The organism is Actinotalea alkalitolerans (assembly GCF_023369855.1).
Classification (GTDB): domain Bacteria; phylum Actinomycetota; class Actinomycetes; order Actinomycetales; family Cellulomonadaceae; genus Actinotalea.
In genome coordinates this window covers 38,814-60,491 of the sequence record NZ_JAMBPP010000007.1, presented here as the reverse complement: position 1 = coordinate 60,491, position 21,678 = coordinate 38,814, and the positions used below count along the sequence as shown (strand labels likewise).

20 protein-coding genes are annotated in these 21,678 nt (G+C 73.8%); 10 read left to right on the top strand and 10 right to left on the bottom strand.

Annotation, left to right across the window (positions count from 1 at the left end):
• Nucleotides 1-8: 8 nt before the first annotated feature.
• The 4 genes from M1R94_RS10170 to M1R94_RS10155 form a co-directional block, all read right to left on the bottom strand.
• Nucleotides 9-497: a type II secretion system F family protein gene (locus tag M1R94_RS10170; protein ID WP_249381582.1), complete on the bottom strand. Its 489-nt coding sequence runs from the start codon at nt 495-497 to the stop codon at nt 9-11.
• Nucleotides 498-610: 113 nt separating this feature from the next.
• Nucleotides 611-1,180 carry a type II secretion protein F gene (locus M1R94_RS10165; RefSeq protein ID WP_249381581.1) on the bottom strand — a complete coding sequence of 190 codons (570 nt, stop codon included), beginning with the start codon at nt 1,178-1,180 and terminating at the stop codon, nt 611-613.
• Nucleotides 1,177-2,430 carry a TadA family conjugal transfer-associated ATPase gene (locus tag M1R94_RS10160; protein WP_249381580.1) on the bottom strand — a complete coding sequence of 418 codons (1,254 nt, stop codon included), beginning with the start codon at nt 2,428-2,430 and terminating at the stop codon, nt 1,177-1,179. The genes M1R94_RS10165 and M1R94_RS10160 overlap by 4 nt, the downstream gene beginning before the upstream one ends.
• Nucleotides 2,431-3,333, bottom strand: coding sequence for a P-loop NTPase (locus M1R94_RS10155; RefSeq protein WP_249381579.1), 903 nt, complete (start codon nt 3,331-3,333; stop codon nt 2,431-2,433).
• Between the two features lie 144 nt (nt 3,334-3,477).
• Between M1R94_RS10155 and M1R94_RS10150 the strand changes: the two genes are divergently transcribed.
• On the top strand, nt 3,478-4,305 hold the full coding sequence (locus tag M1R94_RS10150) for an HAD family hydrolase (protein ID WP_374109458.1): 828 nt from the start codon (nt 3,478-3,480) through the stop codon (nt 4,303-4,305).
• 360 nt (nt 4,306-4,665) lie between these two features.
• Here M1R94_RS10150 and M1R94_RS10145 read toward each other — a convergent pair whose 3' ends face one another.
• Entirely contained in the window at nt 4,666-5,541 is an 876-nt protein-coding gene (locus tag M1R94_RS10145; protein ID WP_249381577.1) for a Fic family protein, read from the bottom strand.
• Nucleotides 5,542-5,628: 87 nt separating this feature from the next.
• Between M1R94_RS10145 and M1R94_RS10140 the strand changes: the two genes are divergently transcribed.
• Nucleotides 5,629-7,023, top strand: coding sequence for an NAD-dependent malic enzyme (locus tag M1R94_RS10140; protein ID WP_249381576.1), 1,395 nt, complete (start codon nt 5,629-5,631; stop codon nt 7,021-7,023).
• A 37-nt stretch (nt 7,024-7,060) separates the two neighbouring features.
• On the opposite strand, the gene M1R94_RS10135 is transcribed toward M1R94_RS10140, so the two are convergent.
• The 3 genes from M1R94_RS10135 to M1R94_RS10125 all read right to left on the bottom strand — a co-directional run bounded on the left by M1R94_RS10135 (nt 7,061) and on the right by M1R94_RS10125 (nt 9,783).
• Nucleotides 7,061-8,146, bottom strand: a complete 1,086-nt coding sequence (locus M1R94_RS10135; RefSeq protein ID WP_249381575.1) for an NADH:flavin oxidoreductase/NADH oxidase — start codon at nt 8,144-8,146, stop codon at nt 7,061-7,063.
• A 61-nt stretch (nt 8,147-8,207) separates the two neighbouring features.
• Complete coding sequence (locus tag M1R94_RS10130; RefSeq protein WP_249381574.1) at nt 8,208-8,381, bottom strand: MFS transporter small subunit; 174 nt, start codon at nt 8,379-8,381, stop codon at nt 8,208-8,210.
• Between the two features lies 1 nt (nt 8,382).
• Nucleotides 8,383-9,783 carry an L-lactate MFS transporter gene (locus M1R94_RS10125; protein WP_249381573.1) on the bottom strand — a complete coding sequence of 467 codons (1,401 nt, stop codon included), beginning with the start codon at nt 9,781-9,783 and terminating at the stop codon, nt 8,383-8,385.
• 214 nt (nt 9,784-9,997) lie between these two features.
• On the opposite strand from M1R94_RS10125, the gene M1R94_RS10120 reads away from it, so the two are divergent.
• The 5 genes from M1R94_RS10120 (at nt 9,998) to M1R94_RS10100 (ending at nt 17,512) form a co-directional block, all read left to right on the top strand.
• Nucleotides 9,998-10,846, top strand: a complete 849-nt coding sequence (locus tag M1R94_RS10120) for a hypothetical protein (RefSeq protein WP_249381775.1) — start codon at nt 9,998-10,000, stop codon at nt 10,844-10,846.
• A gap of 129 nt (nt 10,847-10,975) precedes the next feature.
• Nucleotides 10,976-13,021 carry an acetate--CoA ligase gene (gene acs, locus M1R94_RS10115; protein ID WP_249381572.1) on the top strand — a complete coding sequence of 682 codons (2,046 nt, stop codon included), beginning with the start codon at nt 10,976-10,978 and terminating at the stop codon, nt 13,019-13,021.
• A 31-nt stretch (nt 13,022-13,052) separates the two neighbouring features.
• Nucleotides 13,053-14,009, top strand: a complete 957-nt coding sequence (gene mshD / locus M1R94_RS10110) for a mycothiol synthase (protein ID WP_249381571.1) — start codon at nt 13,053-13,055, stop codon at nt 14,007-14,009.
• A 93-nt stretch (nt 14,010-14,102) separates the two neighbouring features.
• Nucleotides 14,103-16,517, top strand: coding sequence for an RNA degradosome polyphosphate kinase (locus M1R94_RS10105; protein WP_249381570.1), 2,415 nt, complete (start codon nt 14,103-14,105; stop codon nt 16,515-16,517).
• The gene (locus M1R94_RS10100) at nt 16,514-17,512 is read left to right on the top strand and encodes an NUDIX hydrolase (RefSeq protein ID WP_308199899.1); all 999 of its coding nucleotides are present in this window, start codon (nt 16,514-16,516) and stop codon (nt 17,510-17,512) included. The genes M1R94_RS10105 and M1R94_RS10100 overlap by 4 nt, the downstream gene beginning before the upstream one ends.
• Nucleotides 17,513-17,688: 176 nt before the next feature.
• Here M1R94_RS10100 and M1R94_RS10095 read toward each other — a convergent pair whose 3' ends face one another.
• Nucleotides 17,689-18,288, bottom strand: coding sequence for a hypothetical protein (locus M1R94_RS10095; RefSeq protein ID WP_249381760.1), 600 nt, complete (start codon nt 18,286-18,288; stop codon nt 17,689-17,691).
• Nucleotides 18,289-18,320: 32 nt separating this feature from the next.
• On the bottom strand, nt 18,321-18,731 hold the full coding sequence (msrB, locus tag M1R94_RS10090) for a peptide-methionine (R)-S-oxide reductase MsrB (protein ID WP_249381569.1): 411 nt from the start codon (nt 18,729-18,731) through the stop codon (nt 18,321-18,323).
• Nucleotides 18,732-18,917: 186 nt separating this feature from the next.
• Between msrB and M1R94_RS10085 the strand changes: the two genes are divergently transcribed.
• The 3 genes from M1R94_RS10085 to M1R94_RS10075 all read left to right on the top strand — a co-directional run bounded on the left by M1R94_RS10085 (nt 18,918) and on the right by M1R94_RS10075 (nt 21,676).
• The gene (locus M1R94_RS10085) at nt 18,918-20,207 is read left to right on the top strand and encodes a hypothetical protein (protein WP_249381568.1); all 1,290 of its coding nucleotides are present in this window, start codon (nt 18,918-18,920) and stop codon (nt 20,205-20,207) included.
• 102 nt (nt 20,208-20,309) lie between these two features.
• A complete protein-coding gene (sigK, locus tag M1R94_RS10080) occupies nt 20,310-20,912 on the top strand; it encodes an ECF RNA polymerase sigma factor SigK (protein ID WP_308199898.1) in 603 nt (200 codons plus the stop codon).
• Nucleotides 20,909-21,676, top strand: coding sequence for an anti-sigma factor (locus M1R94_RS10075; RefSeq protein ID WP_249381567.1), 768 nt, complete (start codon nt 20,909-20,911; stop codon nt 21,674-21,676). The genes sigK and M1R94_RS10075 overlap by 4 nt, the downstream gene beginning before the upstream one ends.
• Nucleotides 21,677-21,678 lie beyond the last annotated feature (2 nt).

Sequence of the window (21,678 nt, the reverse complement as noted above, 5' to 3'; positions counted from 1 at the left end):
CGGTGACCTCACCGCCCGAGGGCCGACGTAGCCAACGACATCAGCACCGGCATCAGCCCGACGAGGACGAAGGCCGGCAGGTAGCACAGGCCCAGGGGCAGCACGAGCCGCACGCCGAGACGGCCCGCGGCCTCGAGCGACCGTGCCTGACGTTCGCGTCGTACCCGATCCGCGGCGGCGCGAAGGCCCGCGGACGGAGGCGCCCCGTCCTCCCAGCTCGCGCGGAGCGCCTCGACCACGGGCCCGAGCCCGTGGCCCGCCCCGCTGCCGCCCCCTGCCCCGTCACCTGACCCGCCGCCCGTCCCGGGCCCGCCGCCCCAGGCCGCGACCCACGACGACCCGAGGAGCAGGCCCGTCCCGGCCTGCTCGAGCCTGCGGCCCCGCGCACCGCCCACCGCTGCGCCCACGGCACCGAGCGCCCGAGGGACGCTCACCCCGCTCGAGCAGGCCGCGTCGAGGAGGTCGAGGACCACCGCGACGTCGACCTCGGCGGGCACGACGACCGCACGGCGACGACCCCAGCGCCTCGGAGCGCCCGTCTTCGTGGGTCGTGGCCAGTCCAGCCGAGGGGGGCCGGTCGTGCGTGCGAGTCGCGCGACCCTCCCGCGGGTCACCGGGAGCCCGCCCTCTCGGCAGCGAGCAGCAGCACCCTGACCCACCGTCGGCCGGCGAGCACCAGGGCCGCCCCGAGCAGCAGCAGCACCGAGCCGACACCCCCGTCGAGCAGCACCGACAGCGGGTCGGCACCCAGCGCGACACCCAGCAGCAGACCGAGGACCGGGAGCCAGGCCAGCACTCGTGCGGTCGCCAGCGGCCCGGCTCGCGCAGCGTCTCGCTGCGACGCCGCCTCGCACTCCTGCACGACCGAGACGAGCAGCCGCTCGAGCACGACACCAGGGGCGGCGCCGAGCTCCGCGGCGAGCGTGGCGGCCGCGAGCACCGCGACCGCCTGCCCCGGGTCGTCGGGCGTCCGCTCGACCAGCGCACCCAGCCGGGGCAGACCCTCGGGATCGGTCGCGACCCCGACGCGTCGCCACGCCTCGACCGGTGGCGCTCCGGACCGCACCGCTGCGACGACCTCGAGCAGGAGCGCGACGAAGGACTCCGCCCCGAACGGGACGACCTGGTGCCCGACCCTCGTCCGAGCGGGCTCGGGCCGGAGCCGGCCGACCCTGCTCATCCCGGTGACCCGTCGCCCGGCCAGGAACCGGTCGCGGTCGCCGCGTCGGCCTCGAGCCCCCACCGAGCGACGGCGACCTGCCATGCCGGCCCGCGTCGCACCCGTCCACCGACCTGCTCGATCGCGGGAACCACCTGGAGCTCACCACCCGGCTCGCGGTGCACGACACCCACCTGGGCGACCTGGCGCCTGCCCTCCTCGCGCCTCAGGTGCACCACCGCGTGCAGGGCACTCGCCGCCTGGGCGGCGACCGCCTCCCGGGGCATCCCGGCCAGGGCCCCGAGCGCCTCGAGCCTCGTCGGCACCTCCTCGACCGAGTTCGCGTGGAGGGTCCCGCACCCGCCCTCGTGCCCGGTGTTGAGTGCGGTCAGGAGCTCGCGGACCTCCGCCCCGCGGCACTCACCCAGCACGAGGCGGTCGGGTCTCATCCGCAACGCGTGCCGGACCAGCGAGGCGAGGTCGACCTCGCCGGCCCCTTCGACGTTGGCCCGCCGAGCCACCAGGCCCACCACGTGCGGATGGTCGGGAGCCAGCTCCCTCGCCTCCTCGATGCACACGATGCGCTCGTGGGCGGGGACCAGTCCCAGCAGCGTCGCGAGCAGGGTGGTCTTGCCCGTTCCGGTCGCCCCGCTCACCAGCAGGTTCGCCCGCCTGGAGACCAGGGCGCGCAGCACCGGCGCCAGGGCCGGTGCGACGCTGCCGGCCCGGACCAGCTCGTCGAGGGAGAAGGCCCTGCGACGCAGCACCCGCAAGGAGATCAGCGCGCCGTCGCCGGCCACCGGGGGCAGGACGGCGTGCAACCGGGTCCCGTCGGGGAGCCGCGCGTCGACCACCGGGGCGGCGTCGTCGAGCCGCTGCCCCCCGGCGGCGGCGAGCCGCACCGCGAGCGCACGCACGCTGGTTCCCCCGAGGTCGAGATCGGCCCGCTCGAGGCCACGGCCGCGGTCGACCCACACCTCGCGTGGTCCGTTGACCAGGACGTCGCTCACACCGGGCTGCTCGAGCAGGCCCTGGAGCGGCCCGGCACCGTGCAGCTCGGCACGGACCAGTCCTTCGAGGTGGGCGCGGTCGGTGCGCCCCATCACCCCACCGAGCTCTCGGACGATGGTCGCGAGGTCCACCCGGTCGAGGTCGGGGCCGTGCGCCGCGGCGCGTTCGCGCACGCGGGCGACCAGCTCGGCGTCGGCTCCCGCGCCGACGCCCGACCCCCGACGGTCGGGCCGGGTGACCGGCCCGGTGCCTGCGCGCACTCAGCGGCCCTCGCCCGCGAGACCACGGACGGTCCGCCCCACGGCACGTCCCAGCGCGCCACGCCGTCTGACCATGGGCCCGAAGCCGCGGTCGACGGCCTCGGCGAGGCGGGGCTCGGTGGGCAGGACGGCGACCACCGGGAGGTCCACCACGTGGGCGACCTCGAGCGGTGCGACACGAGCCCGTCGAGACCCTCGCAGGACCAGGCGGGTCGGCCACCGCGCGGCCGACGACGACGCGTCGCCGGGCGGACCGAGCGCACCGGTCGGCCCGTGCGGGACGAGGTCGGTCCGGGCAGCACGCTCCAGCGCGCTCCGGGCCGCGAGCGCACCGGCCACGCCACGGACGTCCTGCGCGGTGACGAGCAGGAGGTCGGAGCACAGGTCCAGCACCGGGATCAGCACGTCGCCGGCCGAGGCCACGCAGCGTACGGGGAGGTCGACGACCACCCACGAGCATCCTGCGGCGAGCGCGGCGACCACTGCGGGGGCCGCGCGGGGCGGGCCGTGCTCACCGTCCCTGGCGCCACCGCTGAGTACCTCGACCCCCTGCCAGGACGGCAGCACCCCGGTCATGTCGGTCGCCTCGAGCGCCCCCTGGACCTGCCGGAGGTCGACCCATCGGACCCCTGGCCCGCCCTCGAGCCCGAGCAGGACGTCCAGGCCGCCTCCCGTGTCGTCCAGGTCGACGAGAGCCACCCGGTCGCCGTCCTGCGCGACCCGTGCGGCGAGCAGCGCAGCGAAGGTCGAGGCGCCGACCCCGCCGCACGCACCGAGCACCCCGACGACACCGCCCGCACCGACGACACCACCGGGCTCGGGAGACCGGCCCCGGTGCGCCAGGGCGCGTCGGCCGGTCCCCCGGGAAACCGGGTCGGCTCTCTGAGCACCGTGTCGTCTCACGGGGAGACCGTGCCGCCCGGCGCGCCCCGGGACATGAGGGGGCATCGACGGACCGTGGTCCGTCCGACCCGAGGAGTCCCTGTGGACAGACGTGCAGGCTCCCGTCCCACCGACGCCGCACGCCGGCCGATAGCCTCGGACGTCATGCGCCACGGCACGGGCGCACGGCGACCTCCGGGAGGACGAGTGGGCACGGGACGCGCAGCGGCGTTCTTCGACCTCGACAAGACGATCATCGCGACGTCCTCGGTCACAGCCTTCTCCCGCCCCTTCTACGCCGGGGGCCTGATCACCCGCAAGGACGTGCTGCGCACCGCGTACGCGCAGTTCCTGTTCCTGCTGGGCCGCGCCGACGCCGACCAGACCGAGCGGATGCGCGCCCACCTGTCGACCATGGTGGCCGGGTGGGACGTCGCCCAGGTCTCGTCGATCGTCGCCGAGACGCTGCACCTGCACATCGAGCCGACCGTGTACGCCGAGGCCGTCTCGCTCATCGACGAGCACCACGCCGCGGGGCGCGACGTCGTGGTGGTCTCGGCCTCAGGATCAGAGGTCGTCGCCCCCATCGCCGCGCTCCTGGGCGCGGACCACGTCATCGCCTCCCGCATGGAGATCGTGGACGGTCGCTACACCGGCGAGATCGCCTACTACGCCTACGGCGAGCACAAGGCCTCGGCGGTGCGCGCCCTCGCCGAGGAGCAGGGATACGACCTCGACGCGAGCTACGCCTACTCCGACTCGGTCACCGACGTCCCGCTGCTCGCGAGCGTGGGGATCGCCGCGGTGGTCAACCCGGACCGGGCGCTGCGCCGCCTGGCGGGCGAGAGGGGCTGGGACGTCCTGACCTTCCAGCGCCCGGTGGCCCTGCGCACCCGCTTCCCGGCACCGCGCCGCTCCGTGCCCACCCTGCTCGTGGTCCTGGCGGCGGTGGCCGCAGGGATCCTCCTGGCCCGCCGCCGGTCCCGGGCCTGACCCGCTCGATGGCGTCCGGGTCGCCCGTCCCGGCGGTGACGGGCGCGTCCATCGGTCGGGACGCACCATCCACCCAGCGAGATGCTGAGCACGGGCCGCCACACCGGGACCTCTGGTCCCTTCCCCTGGGGTCGTAACAGGCGTACAAAGGAATCACAACAGCACAGCGGGCAGCGAGAACCCACGCGCGACCAGTCCACGAGCGGACCTGCATGGACGGGCGTTCCCGTTCAAGGCAGTCATGTGCACGCCTGATACCTCGCTACCCGTGCTGACGGTGACGGCGTCCCCCAGGGGGCGCCGTTGTCGTGCGCCACCCGAGCAACCCGCCCGCGAGCCCCACCGAGCTCGCGTGGGCCCTCACCCGCCCGCCGGTCCCCCCGCACCCGTGAGCGAACCCGCCAGGACCGCGTCAGCGATCGCGGTGCCCTCCGCGGCCCCCTGCGTCACCGACTCGGCGCAGTAGCGCAGCCAGCGGGCGACACCCTCGGGCGAGCCCGTGGCGAAGCCTGCCGCGGCCGACAGGTAGACGTTGGGCTCCTGCGCCCACACCGCCTCCGGGACCACCACGCCCACCGGGTCCACCCCGCCGGTGGTCACCTGGTGCCGGAACAGGGCACGTGCCACGACCCCGTTGCCCTGCGTGAACGGCCGCAGCGCGAGCATCTCCCCGTGCACCACCGCGGAGAGGACCAGGGCAGGCACCTCCCGTGGCAGCGGCGCGCCGGCCAACGCACCCAGTGCCGCGAGCCGGGCGTCCAGCTCGCCCGCGACAGGGGCCGGCCCGAGACCACGCAGGTCCAGCGGCTGCCCGCCGGAGCGTGGTCGTCCCGGAACCCCGTCACCGACGTCCTCCCCGACGCCGAGGGCGTGCAGCCTGGCCGCCAGCTGCCCGAAAGGCATCGCGCCCCGCACACCCGTCGCCCCCGGTGCACGCATCAGCCGCTCGACCTCGGCCTGGACCCGCAACGCCCCCACCACTGCCCTGCCCTCGGGGCCCGACGCCGCGTCGTCGGCCCCGCGCGCGACGTCGCGCACCACGGTCAGCGGCACCCGGATCCCGTCCACGACCGCACCGGCCCGGGCGCACCGCACCCCCGCCTCGGTACGCACGACCGCCCACTGCCGTCGCAGGGCCCGGTGCCACCGCAGGGCCTCGCAGGCGGCGCGCGCCCGGGCGACCGCGTCGGCGACACCCGGCAGGTCCGTGAGCGGTCGGAGCGGGTGGTCGGGCACCGACCAACCCTAGTGGCGGTGCCCCGCCGGACCCCGGGCTCCCGCCCTGCGCCGTCCACGGATCCGGGGCCTGCACAATGGGGTCCCATGAGCTCAGCGCCGAGTGTGTCGTCCTCCATCACCGTCCGCCTCGAGGTCCAGGCCCGCCCGACCGCGATCAGCGAGCTCACGACCACCGTCGAGCACGCCGGGGGCATCGTCACCGCGCTCGACATCACACGGTCGGGCCACGAGCAGATCGTGGTCGACGTCTCGTGCGCGACGCGCGGTCAGGAGCACGCCGACGAGATCGTCGACCGGCTGCGGGAGATGTCCGGCGTGAGCGTCGGACGGGTCAGCGACCGCACCTTCCTCATGCACCTGGGCGGCAAGCTGTCGATCGAGTCCAAGGTCCCGATCCGCAACCGCGACGACCTGTCGATGGTCTACACCCCGGGGGTCGCCCGGGTCTGCGAGGCCATCGCCGCGCACCCCGCCGATGCCCGCAACCTGACGATCAAGCGCAACACCATCGCGGTGGTCACCGACGGCACGGCCGTGCTCGGGCTCGGCGACATCGGCCCGCTCGCCGCGCTCCCGGTGATGGAGGGCAAGGCCGCGCTGTTCAAGCGCTTCGCGGACATCGACGCCTTCCCGATCGCGCTGGACACCACCGACGTCGACCAGATCGTCGAGACCGTGTGCGCCATCGCGCCGGTCTTCGCGGGGATCAACCTCGAGGACATCTCCGCGCCGCGGTGCTTCGAGATCGAGCGTCGCCTGCGCGAGCGCCTGGACATCCCGGTCTTCCACGACGACCAGCACGGCACCGCGATCGTGGCCCTCGCCGCGCTCACCAACGCGCTCAAGGTGGTCGACAAGCAGCTCGGCTCGGTCCGGATCGTGATGTCGGGAGCGGGCGCGGCAGGCACAGCGGTGCTCAAGCTGCTGCTGGCCGCCGGGGCGCGCGACGTGGTGGTCGCGGACGTCGAGGGAGTGGTGCACACCGGCCGGGTCGGGCTCGACCCGTCGCTGCGCTGGACGGCCGAGAACACCAACCCCCGCGGCGAGACCGGGTCGCTACGGACCGCACTGGCCGGGGCCGACGTCTTCATCGGGCTCTCGGCGCCCGACATCCTCACCGGAGCGGACATCGCGACCATGGCGCCGCGGTCGATCGTCTTCGCGATGGCCAACCCGCGGCCCGAGGTCGACCCCGACGACGCCGCTCCGCACGCGGCGATCGTCGGCACCGGCCGGTCGGACTTCGCCAACCAGATCAACAACGTGCTGGCCTTCCCCGGGGTGTTCCGCGGGCTCCTGGACGCGCAGTCCCACCGGGTCACCACGACGTTGCTGCTCGCAGCCGCCCAGGCGCTCGCGGCGGTCGTGTCGGAGGACGAGCTCAACCCGACCTACATCGTCCCGAGCGTCTTCAACCCCGAGGTCACGACCCGGGTGGCGACCGCCGTGGAGCAGGCAGCGCGGGCGACCGGCGTCTGACCACGACCGGTCAGCACCGGGTGCCGAGCGCGACGACTCAGCGCCACGCTCCGCGCGCGTACTGCGGGGGCCACGACACCCCGGAGCCTGCGGCGACCGGCGCACGGAGCTCGTGGGCGGCGCGCAGGGGCCACATGGGGTCGCGCAGGGCCGCCCGCCCGATCAGCACCGCGTCCGCGGCACCGTCGACCAGCACCTGCTCGGCCTGCTCGGCCGTCGTGATCAGTCCCACGGCCGCGACCGGGATGCCGCCCCCGGCGCGGACCGCGCGTGCGAGCGGGACCTGGTAGCCGGGGCCGACGGGGATGTCCGCGGGCGCGTTGCCTCCTGACGACACGTCGACCAGATCCACGCCGAGCCCGGCGAGCCATGAGGCGACCTCGGTGACGTCCTGGACGCTCACGCCGTCCGGCGCCCAGTCCGTGGCCGAGACCCGCACCAGGAGCGGCTTGTCCTGCGGCCACTCCTCGCGGACCGCGGTCACCACCTCGAGCAGGAGCCGCGACCGGTTGGCCAGGGAACCGCCGTACCCGTCGGTCCGGCGGTTGGACAACGGCGAGAGGAACTGGTGCAGCAGGTAGCCGTGCGCTGCGTGCACCTCGACGACGTCGAACCCGGCGAGGTGCGATCTGCGGGTGGCCTCGACGAAGGCCTCGACCACCGCACCGATCTGCGCCGCGGTCAGCTCCTGGGGCGTGACGTAGCCCTCGAAGGGGATCGGCGAGGGAGCCAGCGGCTCCCACCCGCCGTCCTGCGGGGCGACCGTCCCCTGGGTCGCTTCCCACGGCCGGGAGGTCGACGCCTTGCGGCCCGCGTGGGCGAGCTGGATGCCGATGTGCGCGCCCTGGTCGTGGACGAAGTCGACGATCCTCGACCAGGCGCGCTGCTGCTCGTCGTCCCAGATCCCGGTGTCCTGAGGGGAGATGCGCCCCTCCGGGAGCACGGCTGTCGCCTCGGTCAGGACCAGGCCGAAGCCTCCCGAGGCCCGGGCACCCAGGTGCACCAGGTGCCAGTCGGACGGCATGCCGTCGACAGCCGAGTACTGGCACATCGGGGCGAGCCAGATGCGGTTGCGCAGCGTGGTGCCGCGCAGGGTCAGGGGTTCGAGGATGCGGGAGGTCACGGCAGCGCAACGACGTGGTGGGCGCGGCCATTCCGCGCGCCCCTCGGCGAAGGTCTCTGGCTCAGCCGCCGAACAGCGCGGTGGCCTTCAGGGCGGTCTGCAGCACGCCGTACCCGAGCAGGGTTCCGACGACCAGCCACAGACCCATCGCCATCCCGCGGATGACGACACCGGCCGGGGCCGCAGGTGTGACCGGTCCGGGCTGCGCCGCCTCGGTCTTCAGGGACGGGGCCATCTCAGGACTCCTTCGTGGCGGCCGCGACCAGAGGCTGGTCGGGGAGGGACTGGTCGGCGACGGCCGGGTCGGGCACCGTCTGGTGGGGTGGGACGACGACCTCGTGGAACCGCTCGTGGACCGGCCGCACCAGCATGTTCGCGATGAAACCGACCACCAGGATGCAGGACATGACGATCAGCGACGGCAGGTACATGGCCGCGCCCTCGACCCCACGTGCGCTGAGCGAGTCGGCGATGCCGTTGACGATCAGCGGACCAGCGATGCCGGCGGCCGACCAGGCGGTCAGCAGGCGGCCGTGGATCGCGCCGACCTCCAGGACGCCGAAGAGGTCCTTGAGGTACGCCGGGATGGTCGCGAAGCCGCCGCCGTAGAAGCTCACGATGAAGAAGGTGAGCGTCACGAACAGGGCGATCGCACTGCCGCCGAAGGCCGCGAGCGACCCGTAGAGCAGGGCACCGACACCGAGGTACATCATGTAGGTGCGCTTGCGACCCAGCTTGTCCGACAACGTGGACCACCCGAACCGGCCGGCCATGTTCGCCAGGGAGAGCATGCCCACGAAGCCCGCGGCGGTGGCCGGGGTCACCGAGGTGAAGAAGTCCTGGATCATCGGCGAGGCCTGCTCGAGGATCCCGATGCCTGCGGTCACGTTGGCGAACAGGACGATCCACAGCAGGTAGAACTGCGGGGTGCGGATCGCCTTGGTCGCCGACACGTCGGCGTGCGTCTGCATCGACTTCTTCTTGACCGAAGGGATCCACCCCTCGGGCTTCCAGCCCGGGGCAGGCACCCGGATGACCACGGCGCCGGCCGTCATCAGCACCGCGTAGATCGCGGCCAGGGTCAGCATGGTCGGGACGATCGCCTCGGCCGGTGTCGCGGCGTAGGTGTCGAGCAGCCGGGCGGTCAGCGGCGAGGCGACCATCGCGCCACCACCGAAGCCCATGATGGCCAGGCCCGTCGCGAGGCCCGGACGGTCGGGGAACCACTTGATCAGGGTCGACACCGGGGAGATGTACCCGATGCCGAGGCCGATCCCGCCCAGGAAGCCGTAGCCGAGGTAGACGATCCACAGCTGACCCAGCGAGACCCCGAGCGAGGCGACCAGGAAGCCCGAGACCCAGAAGGTCGCGGACAGCGCCATCGCCTTGCGCGGCCCGTTGCGCTCCATCCACTTGCCGCCGAAGGCGGCCGAGAGACCGAGCATGACGATCGCGATCGAGAAGATGATGGCGATCGAGGTGTGGCTCGACTCGAAGCGGTCGATGAGCGGGTTCTTGAAGACGCTGAACGCGTACACCTGCCCGATGGAGAGGTGGACGGCCAGGGCTGCTGGCGGGACCAGCCACCGGTTGTAGCCGGCAGGCGCGATCGTGCGGCTGCGGTCGAGCAGGTTCATCAGATGCCTTCCCAGGTACGGCCGAGGTGGGCCTGTTCGTTACACAATGGTCTCGACACATATCGCCGTCTGCGGGGGACCTTTGTCACGGCGCGACGGGTGGTGAACTGCCGGGATCCGGGTGGCGAACCGCCCGGCACGCACCGGTCACCCCGCGCGGCCCCGGAGGGCGGGCGCTACGTTGTGGCGGACCACCCCAGCGACAGGAGCCGAGATGTCCACTCCGGTGCAGCCCGACAACGAGCCCGACCGCGAGACCACGGCCCCGACCACCGGGCAGCACGCGGCCCCTCGCCCCTACCCGCCCGCACCTCCCGCGGCCACGGGCGACGACCGGCCGGCCCCGGCGGCCGCCTCCGCACCCCCCGAGGGTGGGTCCGCGCCGGTCGCTCCACCCACGGCGCCGGCCCCGCCTGCCTCCGACCCCCCGGCCCAGCCCACGGCACCTCCCGGGAGCATCCCTGCGCCCGAGACCAGCCCGCCGCCCGCCGACCGTCGCGAGGCGCGGCGCACCACGCGGCGCGAGGTCCCCGAACCACCGTCCAGGCCCGGGGTGGTGCGGCACGTCCTGGGTGTCCTCCTCGGGCTCGTCCTGACCCCGGTCGCCGTGCTCCTGGTCGGGATCGGCACGGCCCGGCTGTCGGATGCTGCCGGCACCGGGACGGACACCGACGTCCTGGGCGCGACCCTGCTCGTGGTGGGCGCCGTGCTGCTGCTCGCCGTGGTGCTCCTGGGCGTCTGGTCTCCCGCGGTCCCGATCACCGGTGGGCTCGTCTGGGGGGTGGCCCTGGGGGTCGCCTACCTCGTGGTCCCGGGAACGATGGAGTCCGTGGTCGACCAGCTCTCGGACGGACGGAGCGTCCCGGCGGCCGTCGACGAGCTCGCCGCCGGAGCCATGAGCGGGCAGCTCCTGGTGACCGGCCTGCTGCTGCTCGGCGCGGGGCTGGCCACCGCCTTCGCCCGCCGCGCCGGCCGCCGATGGGCCCAGGCGGTCGCTACGGCCCACGCCGCCCGGTCCGAGCAGGCCCGTCTCGACACCACCGCGGGAGACCCCACGGGGTGAGCCGGGCACGCCGACGCCCGGCTGTCGACGGACGAACGTCCCGGTCACGTCGCCGTGCGTCTACGATCCGAGCAGACCGGCACGCCCGGCCTGACCGACCGCACCACCGCTGCTGCGCCCGGAGGAACTGTGACTGACGACGCCCAGAGCACACCGCTCGAGAGCCTGAGCACCGCGAGCCCCGCCTTCCCACCGACGGTCGAGTTCGCGGCCCAGGCCAACGCGCACGCCGAGCTGTACTCGTGGGCGGCCGCCGACCGGCTGGGGTTCTGGGGCGAGCAGGCCCGCGAGCTGCTCACCTGGGACAGCCCGTTCAGCGAGGTCCTGGACTGGTCCGGGGCCCCGGTGGCCCGCTGGTTCGCCGACGGCACGCTCAACGCCTGCTACAACGCGGTCGACCGCCACGTCGAGGCCGGGAACGGTGACCGGGTCGCCCTGCTCTTCGAGGGGGAGCCGGGCGACACCCGGCGGATCACCTACGCCGAGCTCCAGCAGGAGGTCTCCCGAGCCGCGAACGTGCTGCTCGACCTGGGGGTGAGGACCGGCGACCGGGTCGCGATCTACCTGCCGATGATCCCCGAGGCCGTCATCGCGATGCTGGCCTGCGCCCGGATCGGCGCTGTGCACTCGGTGGTCTTCGGTGGGTTCTCGGCCGAGGCCCTGCGCTCCCGGATCGACGACGCCTCGGCCGTCCTGGTCATCACGGCCGACGGCGGCTACCGGCGCGGCTCCGCGAGCGCCCTCAAGCCCGCGGTCGACGAGGCCCTCGGGGCGACCTCGGACGCCCTGGGCCCGGTCGACCCGCCGTCGGGCACCACGACCACGGTCCGCAAGGTCCTGGTGGTGCGGCGCACCGGGCAGGACGTCGCGTGGTCGGAGGGCCGCGACGTGTGGTGGCACGAGGCGCTGGCAGCGGCCTCGGACCAGCACACCCCGGTCGCGGTGGAGGCCGAGCACCCGCTGTTCATCCTCTACACCTCGGGGACCACCGGGAAGCCCAAGGGCATCTTCCACACCACGGGTGGCTACCTGACCCAGACGGCGTTCACCCACCTCAACGTCTTCGACCTCAAGGCCGAGACGGACGTCTACTGGTGCACGGCCGACGTCGGCTGGGTGACCGGCCACAGCTACGTGGTCTACGGGCCCCTGCTCAACGGCGCGACCCAGCTCGTCTACGAGGGCACGCCCGACACCCCGCACAAGGGTCGCTGGTGGGAGCTCGTCGCCCGGTACGGCGTCACCATCCTCTACACGGCGCCGACGGCGATCCGCACCTGCATGAAGTGGGGCGAGGACATCCCCGCCGGTCACGACCTGTCGAGCCTGCGCGTGCTCGGCAGCGTGGGTGAGCCGATCAACCCCGAGGCGTGGACCTGGTACCGGCGGGTCATCGGTGGCGACCGGACCCCGGTGGTCGACACGTGGTGGCAGACCGAGACGGGAGCGATCATGATCTCGCCCCTGCCCGGGGTGACCGCGGCCAAGCCCGGCTCGGCGCAGACCCCGCTGCCGGGCATCGCCGCCGAGGTCGTCGACGAGGAGGGCCATCCCGTCCCGGACGGGGCGAGCGGCTACCTGGTCCTCACCGAGCCGTGGCCTGCGATGCTGCGCGGCATCTGGGGGGACGAGCAACGCTTCCGGGACACCTACTGGTCCCGGTTCGCGGACATCTACTTCGCGGGGGACGGTGCGAGGAAGGACGACGACGGCGACATCTGGCTGCTCGGTCGCGTCGACGACGTGATGAACATCTCTGGCCACCGGCTCTCGACCGCCGAGATCGAGTCGGCTCTCGTCTCGCACCCGATGGTCGCCGAGGCGGCCGTCGTCGGGGCGAGCGACGAGACGACCGGGCAGGCCGTGGTGGCGTTCGTCATCCTGCGGGCCGAGTGGCTCGACCGCGTGGCCGAACCGGCCGAGCCCGGGACGGACCCGCAGCCCGACGTCGCGACGACGCTGCGCGCGCACGTCGCCAAGGAGATCGGGCCGATCGCCAAGCCCCGCACCATCCTGGTGGTCACCGAGCTCCCCAAGACCCGGTCGGGCAAGATCATGCGACGGCTGCTGCGCGACGTGGCCGAGCACCGGACCGTGGGCGACGTCACGACCCTCGCCGACTCCTCGGTGATGGACCTCATCGCGTCCGGGCTGGACCGGCCGACCAGCACCTGAGCCCGCGGCGCTGGCGTGGTGGGATGGACGCATGCCCGGACCTGAGGTGCACGACGGCGCGCTGACCCCCGAGCTCGGGACGGCGGTCCGGCTGCTGGCCGACCGGGCGCGCGAGCACGACGGGATCGAGGCGCTCGGGGAGCAGACCCTGCTCCACCTCGCCGCACCCGGGGCGGACGTCCGGCACGTCCTGGCCCCTCCCGGCACCGGCGAGCCCTCTCCGGACGGCCCCGGCACGGCCGAGCCCCGCACGCCCGGGAGCGGGCTCCTGGGGTACGCCTCGGTCGATCTCTCAGCCGTCGCGACCGGCAGCGCGACCATCGAGCTCGTCGTCGCCCCGGAGGCCCGGCGCCGTGGCCTCGGTCGGAGCCTGCTGGCCACGGCGCGGGAGCTCGCCACCCAGCGGGGCGCGCCCCGTCCGTCGGTCTGGGCGCACGGAGACCTGCCCGGCGCGCGCGCCCTCGCCGCACGCTCGGGCCTGGTGCCGACCCGTGAGCTGTGGCAGATGACGCTCGACCTCTCCTCGACCTCCGGCACCGAGACCCCGGAGGTGCCCGGCGGCGTGACCGTCCGCCCGTTCGTGCCCGGTCTCGACGAGGAGGCCTGGCTCGACGTCAACTCCCGGGCCTTCGCGGACCACCCCGAGCAGGGCCGGATGACCCTGGAGGACCTCCGGGCCCGTCAGCGGGAGCCCTGGTTCGACCCCCGGGACCTGCTGCTCGCCGAGCGCGCCGGGACGGTGCTCGCCTCGACCTGGATGAAGGTCGAGCCCGGGTCCGACAGCGGCGAGCTCTACGCCCTCGGGGTCGACCCGCAGGCGCAGGGATCAGGGCTCGGCCGGCTGCTGACCGCGCTGACCGTCGACCACCTGCGACGGCTCGGTCTGCGGGAGGCGATGCTGTACACCGAGGCCTCGAACACCGCGGCCGTCCGCACCTACACGCGCGCGGGGTTCCGCAGGTCGCGCGTGGACGTCCAGTACAGCTGACGCCTCCCGACCGACGGGACCGCCAGGCCCACGGTCGACAGACCTCCGCGGGCACCTGCACACAGGGCATCCGGTGATGCGACGATGGGCGGCATGACAGCGCAGCCCCAGGCCCGTTCCCGCACCGGCGGTGGCGCCAGCGCGCCCACCGGCGGCACCGGCACCCGGGACGACTCCTCCGACCACGCCACCGTGGAGCAGACCAGCACGGAGCGGACCAGCACCGCGCAGCGCAACGGCACGACGCGCCGGGGCGGGGCGACGCAGCCAGAGGGCACCTCGAGCTCCGCCGCCGCCGGCACCCCCGGGGAAGCGACCGACGACACCGCGACCACCCCAGCGGTCTCGGGTCCGGCGTCGACCGCCGAGCCGAGCGAGCCCGCCCCGCTGCCCGACGACCGCTTCATCGACCGCGAGCTCGACTGGCTGGCGTTCAACGAGCGGGTCCTCGAGCTCGCCGAGGACGCCTCACTGCCGTTGCTCGAGCGGGTGCGGTACCTGGCGATCTTCGCCTCGAACCTCGACGAGTTCTTCATGGTCCGGGTGGCGGGACTGAAGCGGCGCATGGCCACCGGCATGGCGGTCACCGCTGCGTCGGGGATGAGCCCCCGGCAGGTGCTCGAGGCCATCGACGCCCGCGCCCAGGAGCTGATGACCCGTCACTCCCTGGTCTTCACCGACTCGGTGCAGCCGGCCCTGGCCACCGAGGGCATCACCCTGTCGCACTGGGACGACCTGTCCCTGGCCGAGCAGGAGCGCCTGCACAAGTTCTTCCGCAAGCAGATCTTCCCGGTGCTGACGCCGCTGGCCGTCGACCCCGCGCACCCGTTCCCCTACATCTCCGGCCTGTCGCTCAACCTCGCGGTCGTGGTGCTCAACCCGTCGACCGGCAAGGAGCACTTCGCGCGGGTCAAGGTCCCGCCGCTGCTGCCGCGCTTCATCGCCGTCGACGCACGCGGCCGTCCGAGCGCACCGAGCACCCAGACCGCCGACCCCGAGAAGGGCCCGACCTCCTTCGTCCCGCTCGAGGACATCATCGCGGTGCACCTCGACACGCTGTTCCCGGGGATGGAGGTCGTGGACCACCACTCGTTCCGGGTGACCCGCAACGAGGACGTCGAGGTCGAGGAGGACGACGCCGAGAACATCCTCCAGGCCATGGAGAAGGAGCTGCTGCGCCGACGGTTCGGTCCTCCGGTGCGCCTCGAGCTCGCCTCGGACATCGCCCCCCGGGTGCGTGAGCTGCTCGTGCGCGAGCTCGGCGTCGACGCCTCCGAGGTCTACGAGCTCCCCGCCCCGCTCGACCTCACGGGTCTGAACCTCATCGCCGACCTGGACCGGCAGGACCTGCACTACCCGCGGTTCGTGGGAGGCACCCACCGCCACCTCGCCGAGGTCGAGAGCGCCAACCCCACGAACATCTTCGCCGCGATCCGACGCCGCGACATCCTGCTGCACCACCCGTACGACTCGTTCGCGACCTCGGTGCAGACCTTCCTGGCCCAGGCCGCCGCGGACCCCGACGTCCTGGCCATCAAGCAGACCCTCTACCGCACGTCGGGGGACTCCCCCATCGTGGACTCGCTGATCGACGCCGCCGAGGCCGGCAAGCAGGTGCTGGCCCTGGTCGAGATCAAGGCGCGGTTCGACGAGCAGGCCAACATCTCGTGGGCGCGCAAGCTCGAGCAGGCCGGCGTCCACGTCGTCTACGGCATCGTCGGGCTCAAGACGCACTGCAAGCTGTCCCTCGTGGTGCGCCAGGAGAGCGACGGGCTGCGCCGCTACTGCCACGTCGGCACGGGCAACTACAACCCCAAGACCGCACGGCTGTACGAGGACTACGGTCTGCTGACCTGCGACACGGACGTCGGCCAGGACCTCACGCGGCTGTTCAACCAGCTCTCCGGCTACGCGCCCAAGACCCGGTTCCACCGCCTGCTGGTGGCCCCCCGCTCGGTGCGCTCGGGCCTGATCGACCGGATCGAGCGCGAGGTCGAGGCCCACCAGGCCGGCAAGCCCGCGTGGATCAAGTTCAAGGTCAACTCTGTGGTCGACGAGGCCACCATCGACGCTCTCTACCGGGCCTCGCAGGCCGGGGTGCCGGTCGACCTGGTGATCCGCGGCATCTGCGCGGTGCGGCCCGGGGTGCCCGATCTGAGCGAGACGATCCGGGTGCGCTCGATCCTGGGACGGTTCCTCGAGCACGCCCGCGTGTTCGCCTTCGCCAACGGGGGTCAGGAGCCCGAGGTCCTCATCGGCTCCGCGGACCTCATGCACCGCAACCTCGACCGACGCGTCGAGACGCTGATCCGCATCGGCGACCCCGACCACATCGCGGAGCTGGTCGAGCTGCTCGACGTGTCGATGGACCCGGGGACGGCCTCGTGGCACCTGGACGCCGACGGATCCTGGACGCGGCACCACCTCGACGACGAGGGGCAGCCGCTGGTCGACCTGCAGGAGCTGCTGATCACGCGTCAGCGCCGTCGTCCAGCCCGCTCACGGTGACCGTGCGATCAGCCCCGTCAGCCGTCGTCCACGCGGCGGGGGCCCTCCTGTGGCGCGAGCGCGACGGCCGGCTCGAGGTCGTCCTGGTCCACCGCCCGCGCTACAAGGACTGGTCGTGGCCCAAGGGCAAGCTCGACCCGGCCGAGTCCGTCCCCGCAGCGGCGGTCCGTGAGGTCGAGGAGGAGACCGGGATGCCGGTCGTCCTGGGCATCCCGCTGCCAGGTCGGCGCTACGCGCTCGCCGACGGACGCATCAAGCAGGTGCACTACTGGGCGGCGCGCGCCACCGAGGAGGACGACGCCCCGGCGATGAGCGCACGCACCCCGGTCCAGACCGCAGGCCTCGACGAGATCGACGAGGTGGTGTGGGTCGGGGTCGCGACGGCCGAGCAGATGCTGACCCAGCGCACCGACCGGCTCCCGCTGGACCTCCTGCGTCAGGCATGGGACCGCGGCCGGCTGGACACCCGGCCGCTCGTCGTCGTCCGCCACGGCCGTGCCCGACGGCGATCGGCGTGGTCGCGCGGCGAGGCCACCCGGCCGTTGACCCCCAAGGGCGTCTCCCAGGCCGAGGCGCTGGTGCCGGTGCTGGCCGCCTTCGGCGTGCGCGAGGTGCTCACCAGCCCGTGGGAGCGGTGCCTGCGGACCGTCGAGCCCTACGCCAAGCGCGCGGGTCTGGTGGCCGAGCTGGTCGACGAGCTGACCGAGGCCGCCCACGACGAGGAGCCGGAACGTGCCGCGGAGCTCGTGAACGAGCTGATCCAGCGACCGCGGGACGCCGCGGTCTCGACGCACCGACCCGTGCTGCCCTCGGTGATGGACGCGGTCGGGGACGCCACCCGGCGCTGGACGGCGGGAGCCCTGCCCGGCAAGGACCCGTACCTGCGGACCGGCGAGGTGCTGGTCAGCCACGTGTCGGGCCGGGGGACGTCGGCCCGCGTGGTGGCCGTGGAACGACACCGCCCGCCCTCGTCGATCGTCCGCGGGGGGTGTTGATGACGCCGGGCCGGGAGCGCCTGTCGGCGCGAGGGCCGCTCGAAGCGGCTTTGTGTGGAGCCCGGGGCTGCCGCGACCCGGCGTCAGGCTCTATTTTACCCAGCCGACCACTCCGCGGTACCCGTGCACAGGGTGAGGACCCTCACGGCGTCGGGTGGAATACGCCCCGCCGCGGCTCAGTCCAGGCGCCCCGCGCGCCACAGCCCGGCCGCGACCTCGAGCTCCTCCGCGGTCCGCACCAGCCCTGAGGCGCCACGGGTCATCCGGTGCGCGAGATCGGTGTCGGTGCCCTCGACGAAGTCGGCGTCGTGCGCAGCCCCCGTGGCGAGCACCCGGCAGAAGGCCGCGCCACGCTCCAGGGTGACCGCCAGGTCACCCGCGAAGACCCCTGACAGCACCGCGTCGACGACCCGGGAGACGTCGCTCGGCCCGGGAGGGCTCGCGACCCCCGCGACGACGTCGTGCACCTGGGCCACCGACACCCCCATCCGGTACCGCTCGGCGATGGTGCGGGGATCGCGCCGCACCCACTCGCGCAGCACGTACAGACGCCACAACGCACCCGGGAGCGTCGTCGGAGGGCTGTCCGCCCACATGCTCGCGACGGTGTCCAGCCCCTCGGCCTCGACCAGACGCACCAGGCGCTCGACGACCTCGGGGTCCTCCGCGGCGCGACCCTGGTGGACGATCGCGTTGGCCGTGGTGTGCGCGACCTCCGAGCGCAGCGCAGGGTCGACATCGCCGGGGAGCTCGTCGGCCGCACGTGGGTCGAGCATCGCCGGGCGTCGGGGTCGTCGTCCCTCGACCATCAGGAGGCACCCTCCTGTGCGGCGAAGGTCAGTGACACCGAGTTCATGCAGTACCGGTCACCGGTCGGCGTCTGCGGCGCGTCGTCGAACAGGTGGCCCAGGTGCGAGCCGCAGCGCGCGCAGCGCACCTCGGTGCGCACCATGCCCAGGCTGCGGTCCTCGATGAGCTCGACCGCGTCCTGCTCACGCGGAGCGTAGAAGCTGGGCCACCCGCAGTGGGAGTCGAACTTCGTCTCGGCCTGGAAGAGCTCGGCGCCGCAGGCCCGGCACGCATAGGTGCCCACCCGCTGCTCCTCGAGCAGCTCACCCGTCCACGGCCGTTCGGTGCCCGCCTGGCGCAGCACCGCGAACTCCTCGGGCGACAGCTCTGCGCGCCACTGCTCCTGGGACTTGCTCACCTCGTACGTCATGGCTCCTCCGATCCGCCGTGCCCCTGCACCCGACCGACACTACGTCCGCTGCGCCACCGGCCGCGCATCGGCCCACCGGACCCGCCACGGGCCGTCCGGCGGATCGGGCGAGACCCGACCCATCCGGGCAGCAGACCGCTCCGAACCTCCTGCGACATCGCCCGAACCGAAGCACGAGGAGCAACCATGCGTCCCACCCGTAGGCACACCGCCGCCGTCGTCGCCGCCGTCGCCGCAGCACTGGCACTGACGTCCTGCTCGGCCGACACCACACCCGAGGCACCGCCGGCCGCGACCCAGGACACGACCCCCGAGGAGTCCGGCACCGACATGGAGATGCCGACCCTGATGCCGATGGGCACCGGTGACCCGTTCGCCGACGCGCGCACCGCCGCCGCCCACATGCCCGAGACCGCGCTCGTGCTGGCGACCGGTCTGGTCGCAGCGACCGGCACCGAGGGCCAGGTGGACTCGGCTGCCGCGGACCTGAGGTCCGGGCTGACCGCGCTGCTCCAGGAGCACGTCTACCTCGCCGGGATCGCCGTGGCGACCGCATACACGGCCGGGCCCGACTCGGGCGAGTTCGAGGCCGCTGCCGCGTCCCTGGACGGCAACTCGGTCGACCTCTCCGAGGCCATCGCCTCGCTCGCCGGTGACGAGAACGGCGACGCCTTCCTGACCCTGTGGCGCGAGCACGTCGGCTTCTTCGTCGACTACGCCGTCGCCGAGGCGGGCGGCGACACCGCCGGCACCGACGAGGCGGTGATGAACCTGCAGGGCTACACCTCGCAGGCGGGCCTGTTCTTCGAGGACATCAGCGCCGGCAACCTGCCGGCCGCGGCGATCAGCGAGTCCCTCGGGATGCACATCACCACGCTGACCGCGGCGATCGACGCCCTCGCCGCGGGTGACCCGACCGCCTACGCCAAGCTCCAGACGGCCGCGGCGCACGTCGGCGAGGCCGGCGCGACCATCGCCGGTGGCCTCGACGCCGCGCTGGACCTCGAGGGCGACCCGGCGGACCCGGCCTCGACCCTGCGGGCAGGCCTGACCGAGCTCACCCAGGAGCACGTCTACCTGGCCTCGATCGCGGTGTTCACCGCGTACACCGCCGAGGGCGGCCCGGAGTCGGAGGCCTTCGCCGCTGCCGCCGCGGTGCTCGACGAGAACTCGGTCGCCCTGTCGGAGGCCGTCGCCTCCCTCGCGGGTGAGGAGAACGGCGCCGCGTTCCTCGACCTGTGGCGCGAGCACATCGGCTACTTCGTCGACTACGCGGTCGCCGCGGCCGGCGAGGACACCGAGGGGATGAGTGACGCCCTGCGCAACCTGGACGGCTACCGCCCGCAGGCCGGTGCCTTCTTCGAGGAGGTCAGCGGTGGCGAGCTCCCGGCCGACGCGGTCGCCGAGTCGCTCACCCACCACGTCGAGACCCTCGCCGGGGCGATCGACTCGCTCAAGGCGGCACTGGTCGGCTGAGCCCCACCCGTCGCCCTGCGGACGGCGCCGGCCCGTCGGGTCGGCGCCGTCCCGGACCGGGCCGGCCCGCGGGTCGGCCCGGTCTGGGGCAGACTGAGCGACGTGGCGAGCTCCCCCCGCGGCACCGCGGCCGTACCCCCGTCCTCGGACGGGCCCCCGGCCCCGACGCCGGAGGAGCTGATGACGGCGGTCGCCCAGGGAGACCAGCAGGCCTTCGCCCAGCTCTACGACCTGCTCTCCCCCGCGGTGCACGGCACCGCGCGGAGGGTGCTGAGGGACCCCGACCACGCGGCCGAGGTCACCCAGGAGGTCATGCTCGAGGTGTGGCGCACCGCGGCCCGGTTCGACCGTGACCGCGGATCGGTCCGCACCTGGGCCGTGACCCTCGCGCACCGCAGGGCGGTCGACCGGGTGCGGTCGGTCCAGGCCCAGCGGGACCGGGACCAACGGAACCTGGACGGTGAGCACCACGCCCCGTTCGACGTCGTCGCGGAGGAGGTCGAGGACACCATGGAACACCGACGGGTGCGCCAGTGCCTGGCCAGCCTGACCGCCACCCAGCGTGACGCCGTCGTGCTGGCCTACTACGGGGGCCGCACCTACCGCGAGGTCTCCGAGGAGCTCGCCGCCCCCCTGCCGACCGTCAAGAGCCGCATCCGCGACGGGCTGCTCCGGCTGCGCGACTGCCTGGGGGTGGCGGCATGACCGACGACGAGGTCCGCGACCTGCTCGGCGCGTACGCCCTGGACGCCGTGGACGACATCGAGCGGCGCGCGGTCGAGCGGCTCGTCGTCCAGGACGAGGCCGCCGCGCGTGAGCTCGCCACGCTGCAGGCCGTCGCGGCCGAGCTGGGCGCGGCCACGAGCGCCGAGCCGCCCGCGTCCCTGCGTGCCACGGTCCTGGCCGAGGTCGCCAGGACCCCGCAGACCGGTCGCGACCTGCCCGCAGGAGCGGTGCCGGTACCGGTGCCGGACGAGGGTCCTGCGGTCCGGGACGACCTGCGCGAGCGTCGTGAACGGCGCCGCAGGCTCACCCGGTTCGGGATCGCCGCAGCCGTCGTGGCCGCCCTGGCCGTGCCGGGAGCCGTCGCGATCCAGCAGCACGAGCGGGCCGTGCAGGCCGAGATCCGCGCCGAGCAGCTGAGCGACCTGCTGACCGACCCGGCGAGCGTCGTGCTGCGGGGAGAGGCGACCGGTGGCGGCGAGGCCGTCGCGGTGCTCGGCGCCGAGGGCGCCGTGCTGCTCGCCGAAGGGCTGCCCGCCCTGGACGGCGACCTCGTCTACCAGCTCTGGGCGATGCGCGACGGCGTCCCCGTCCCCGCGGGCCTGCTCGACGTGCGCGACGGCACGGTGCAGGCCCTCGCCGAGGAGGGCTACCTGCCGGGTGACGGCCTGGCGGTGTCCGTCGAGCCCGCCGGGGGCTCGCCGCAGCCCACCACCGACCCCGTGCTGGTCCTCATCCCCGGGTGACG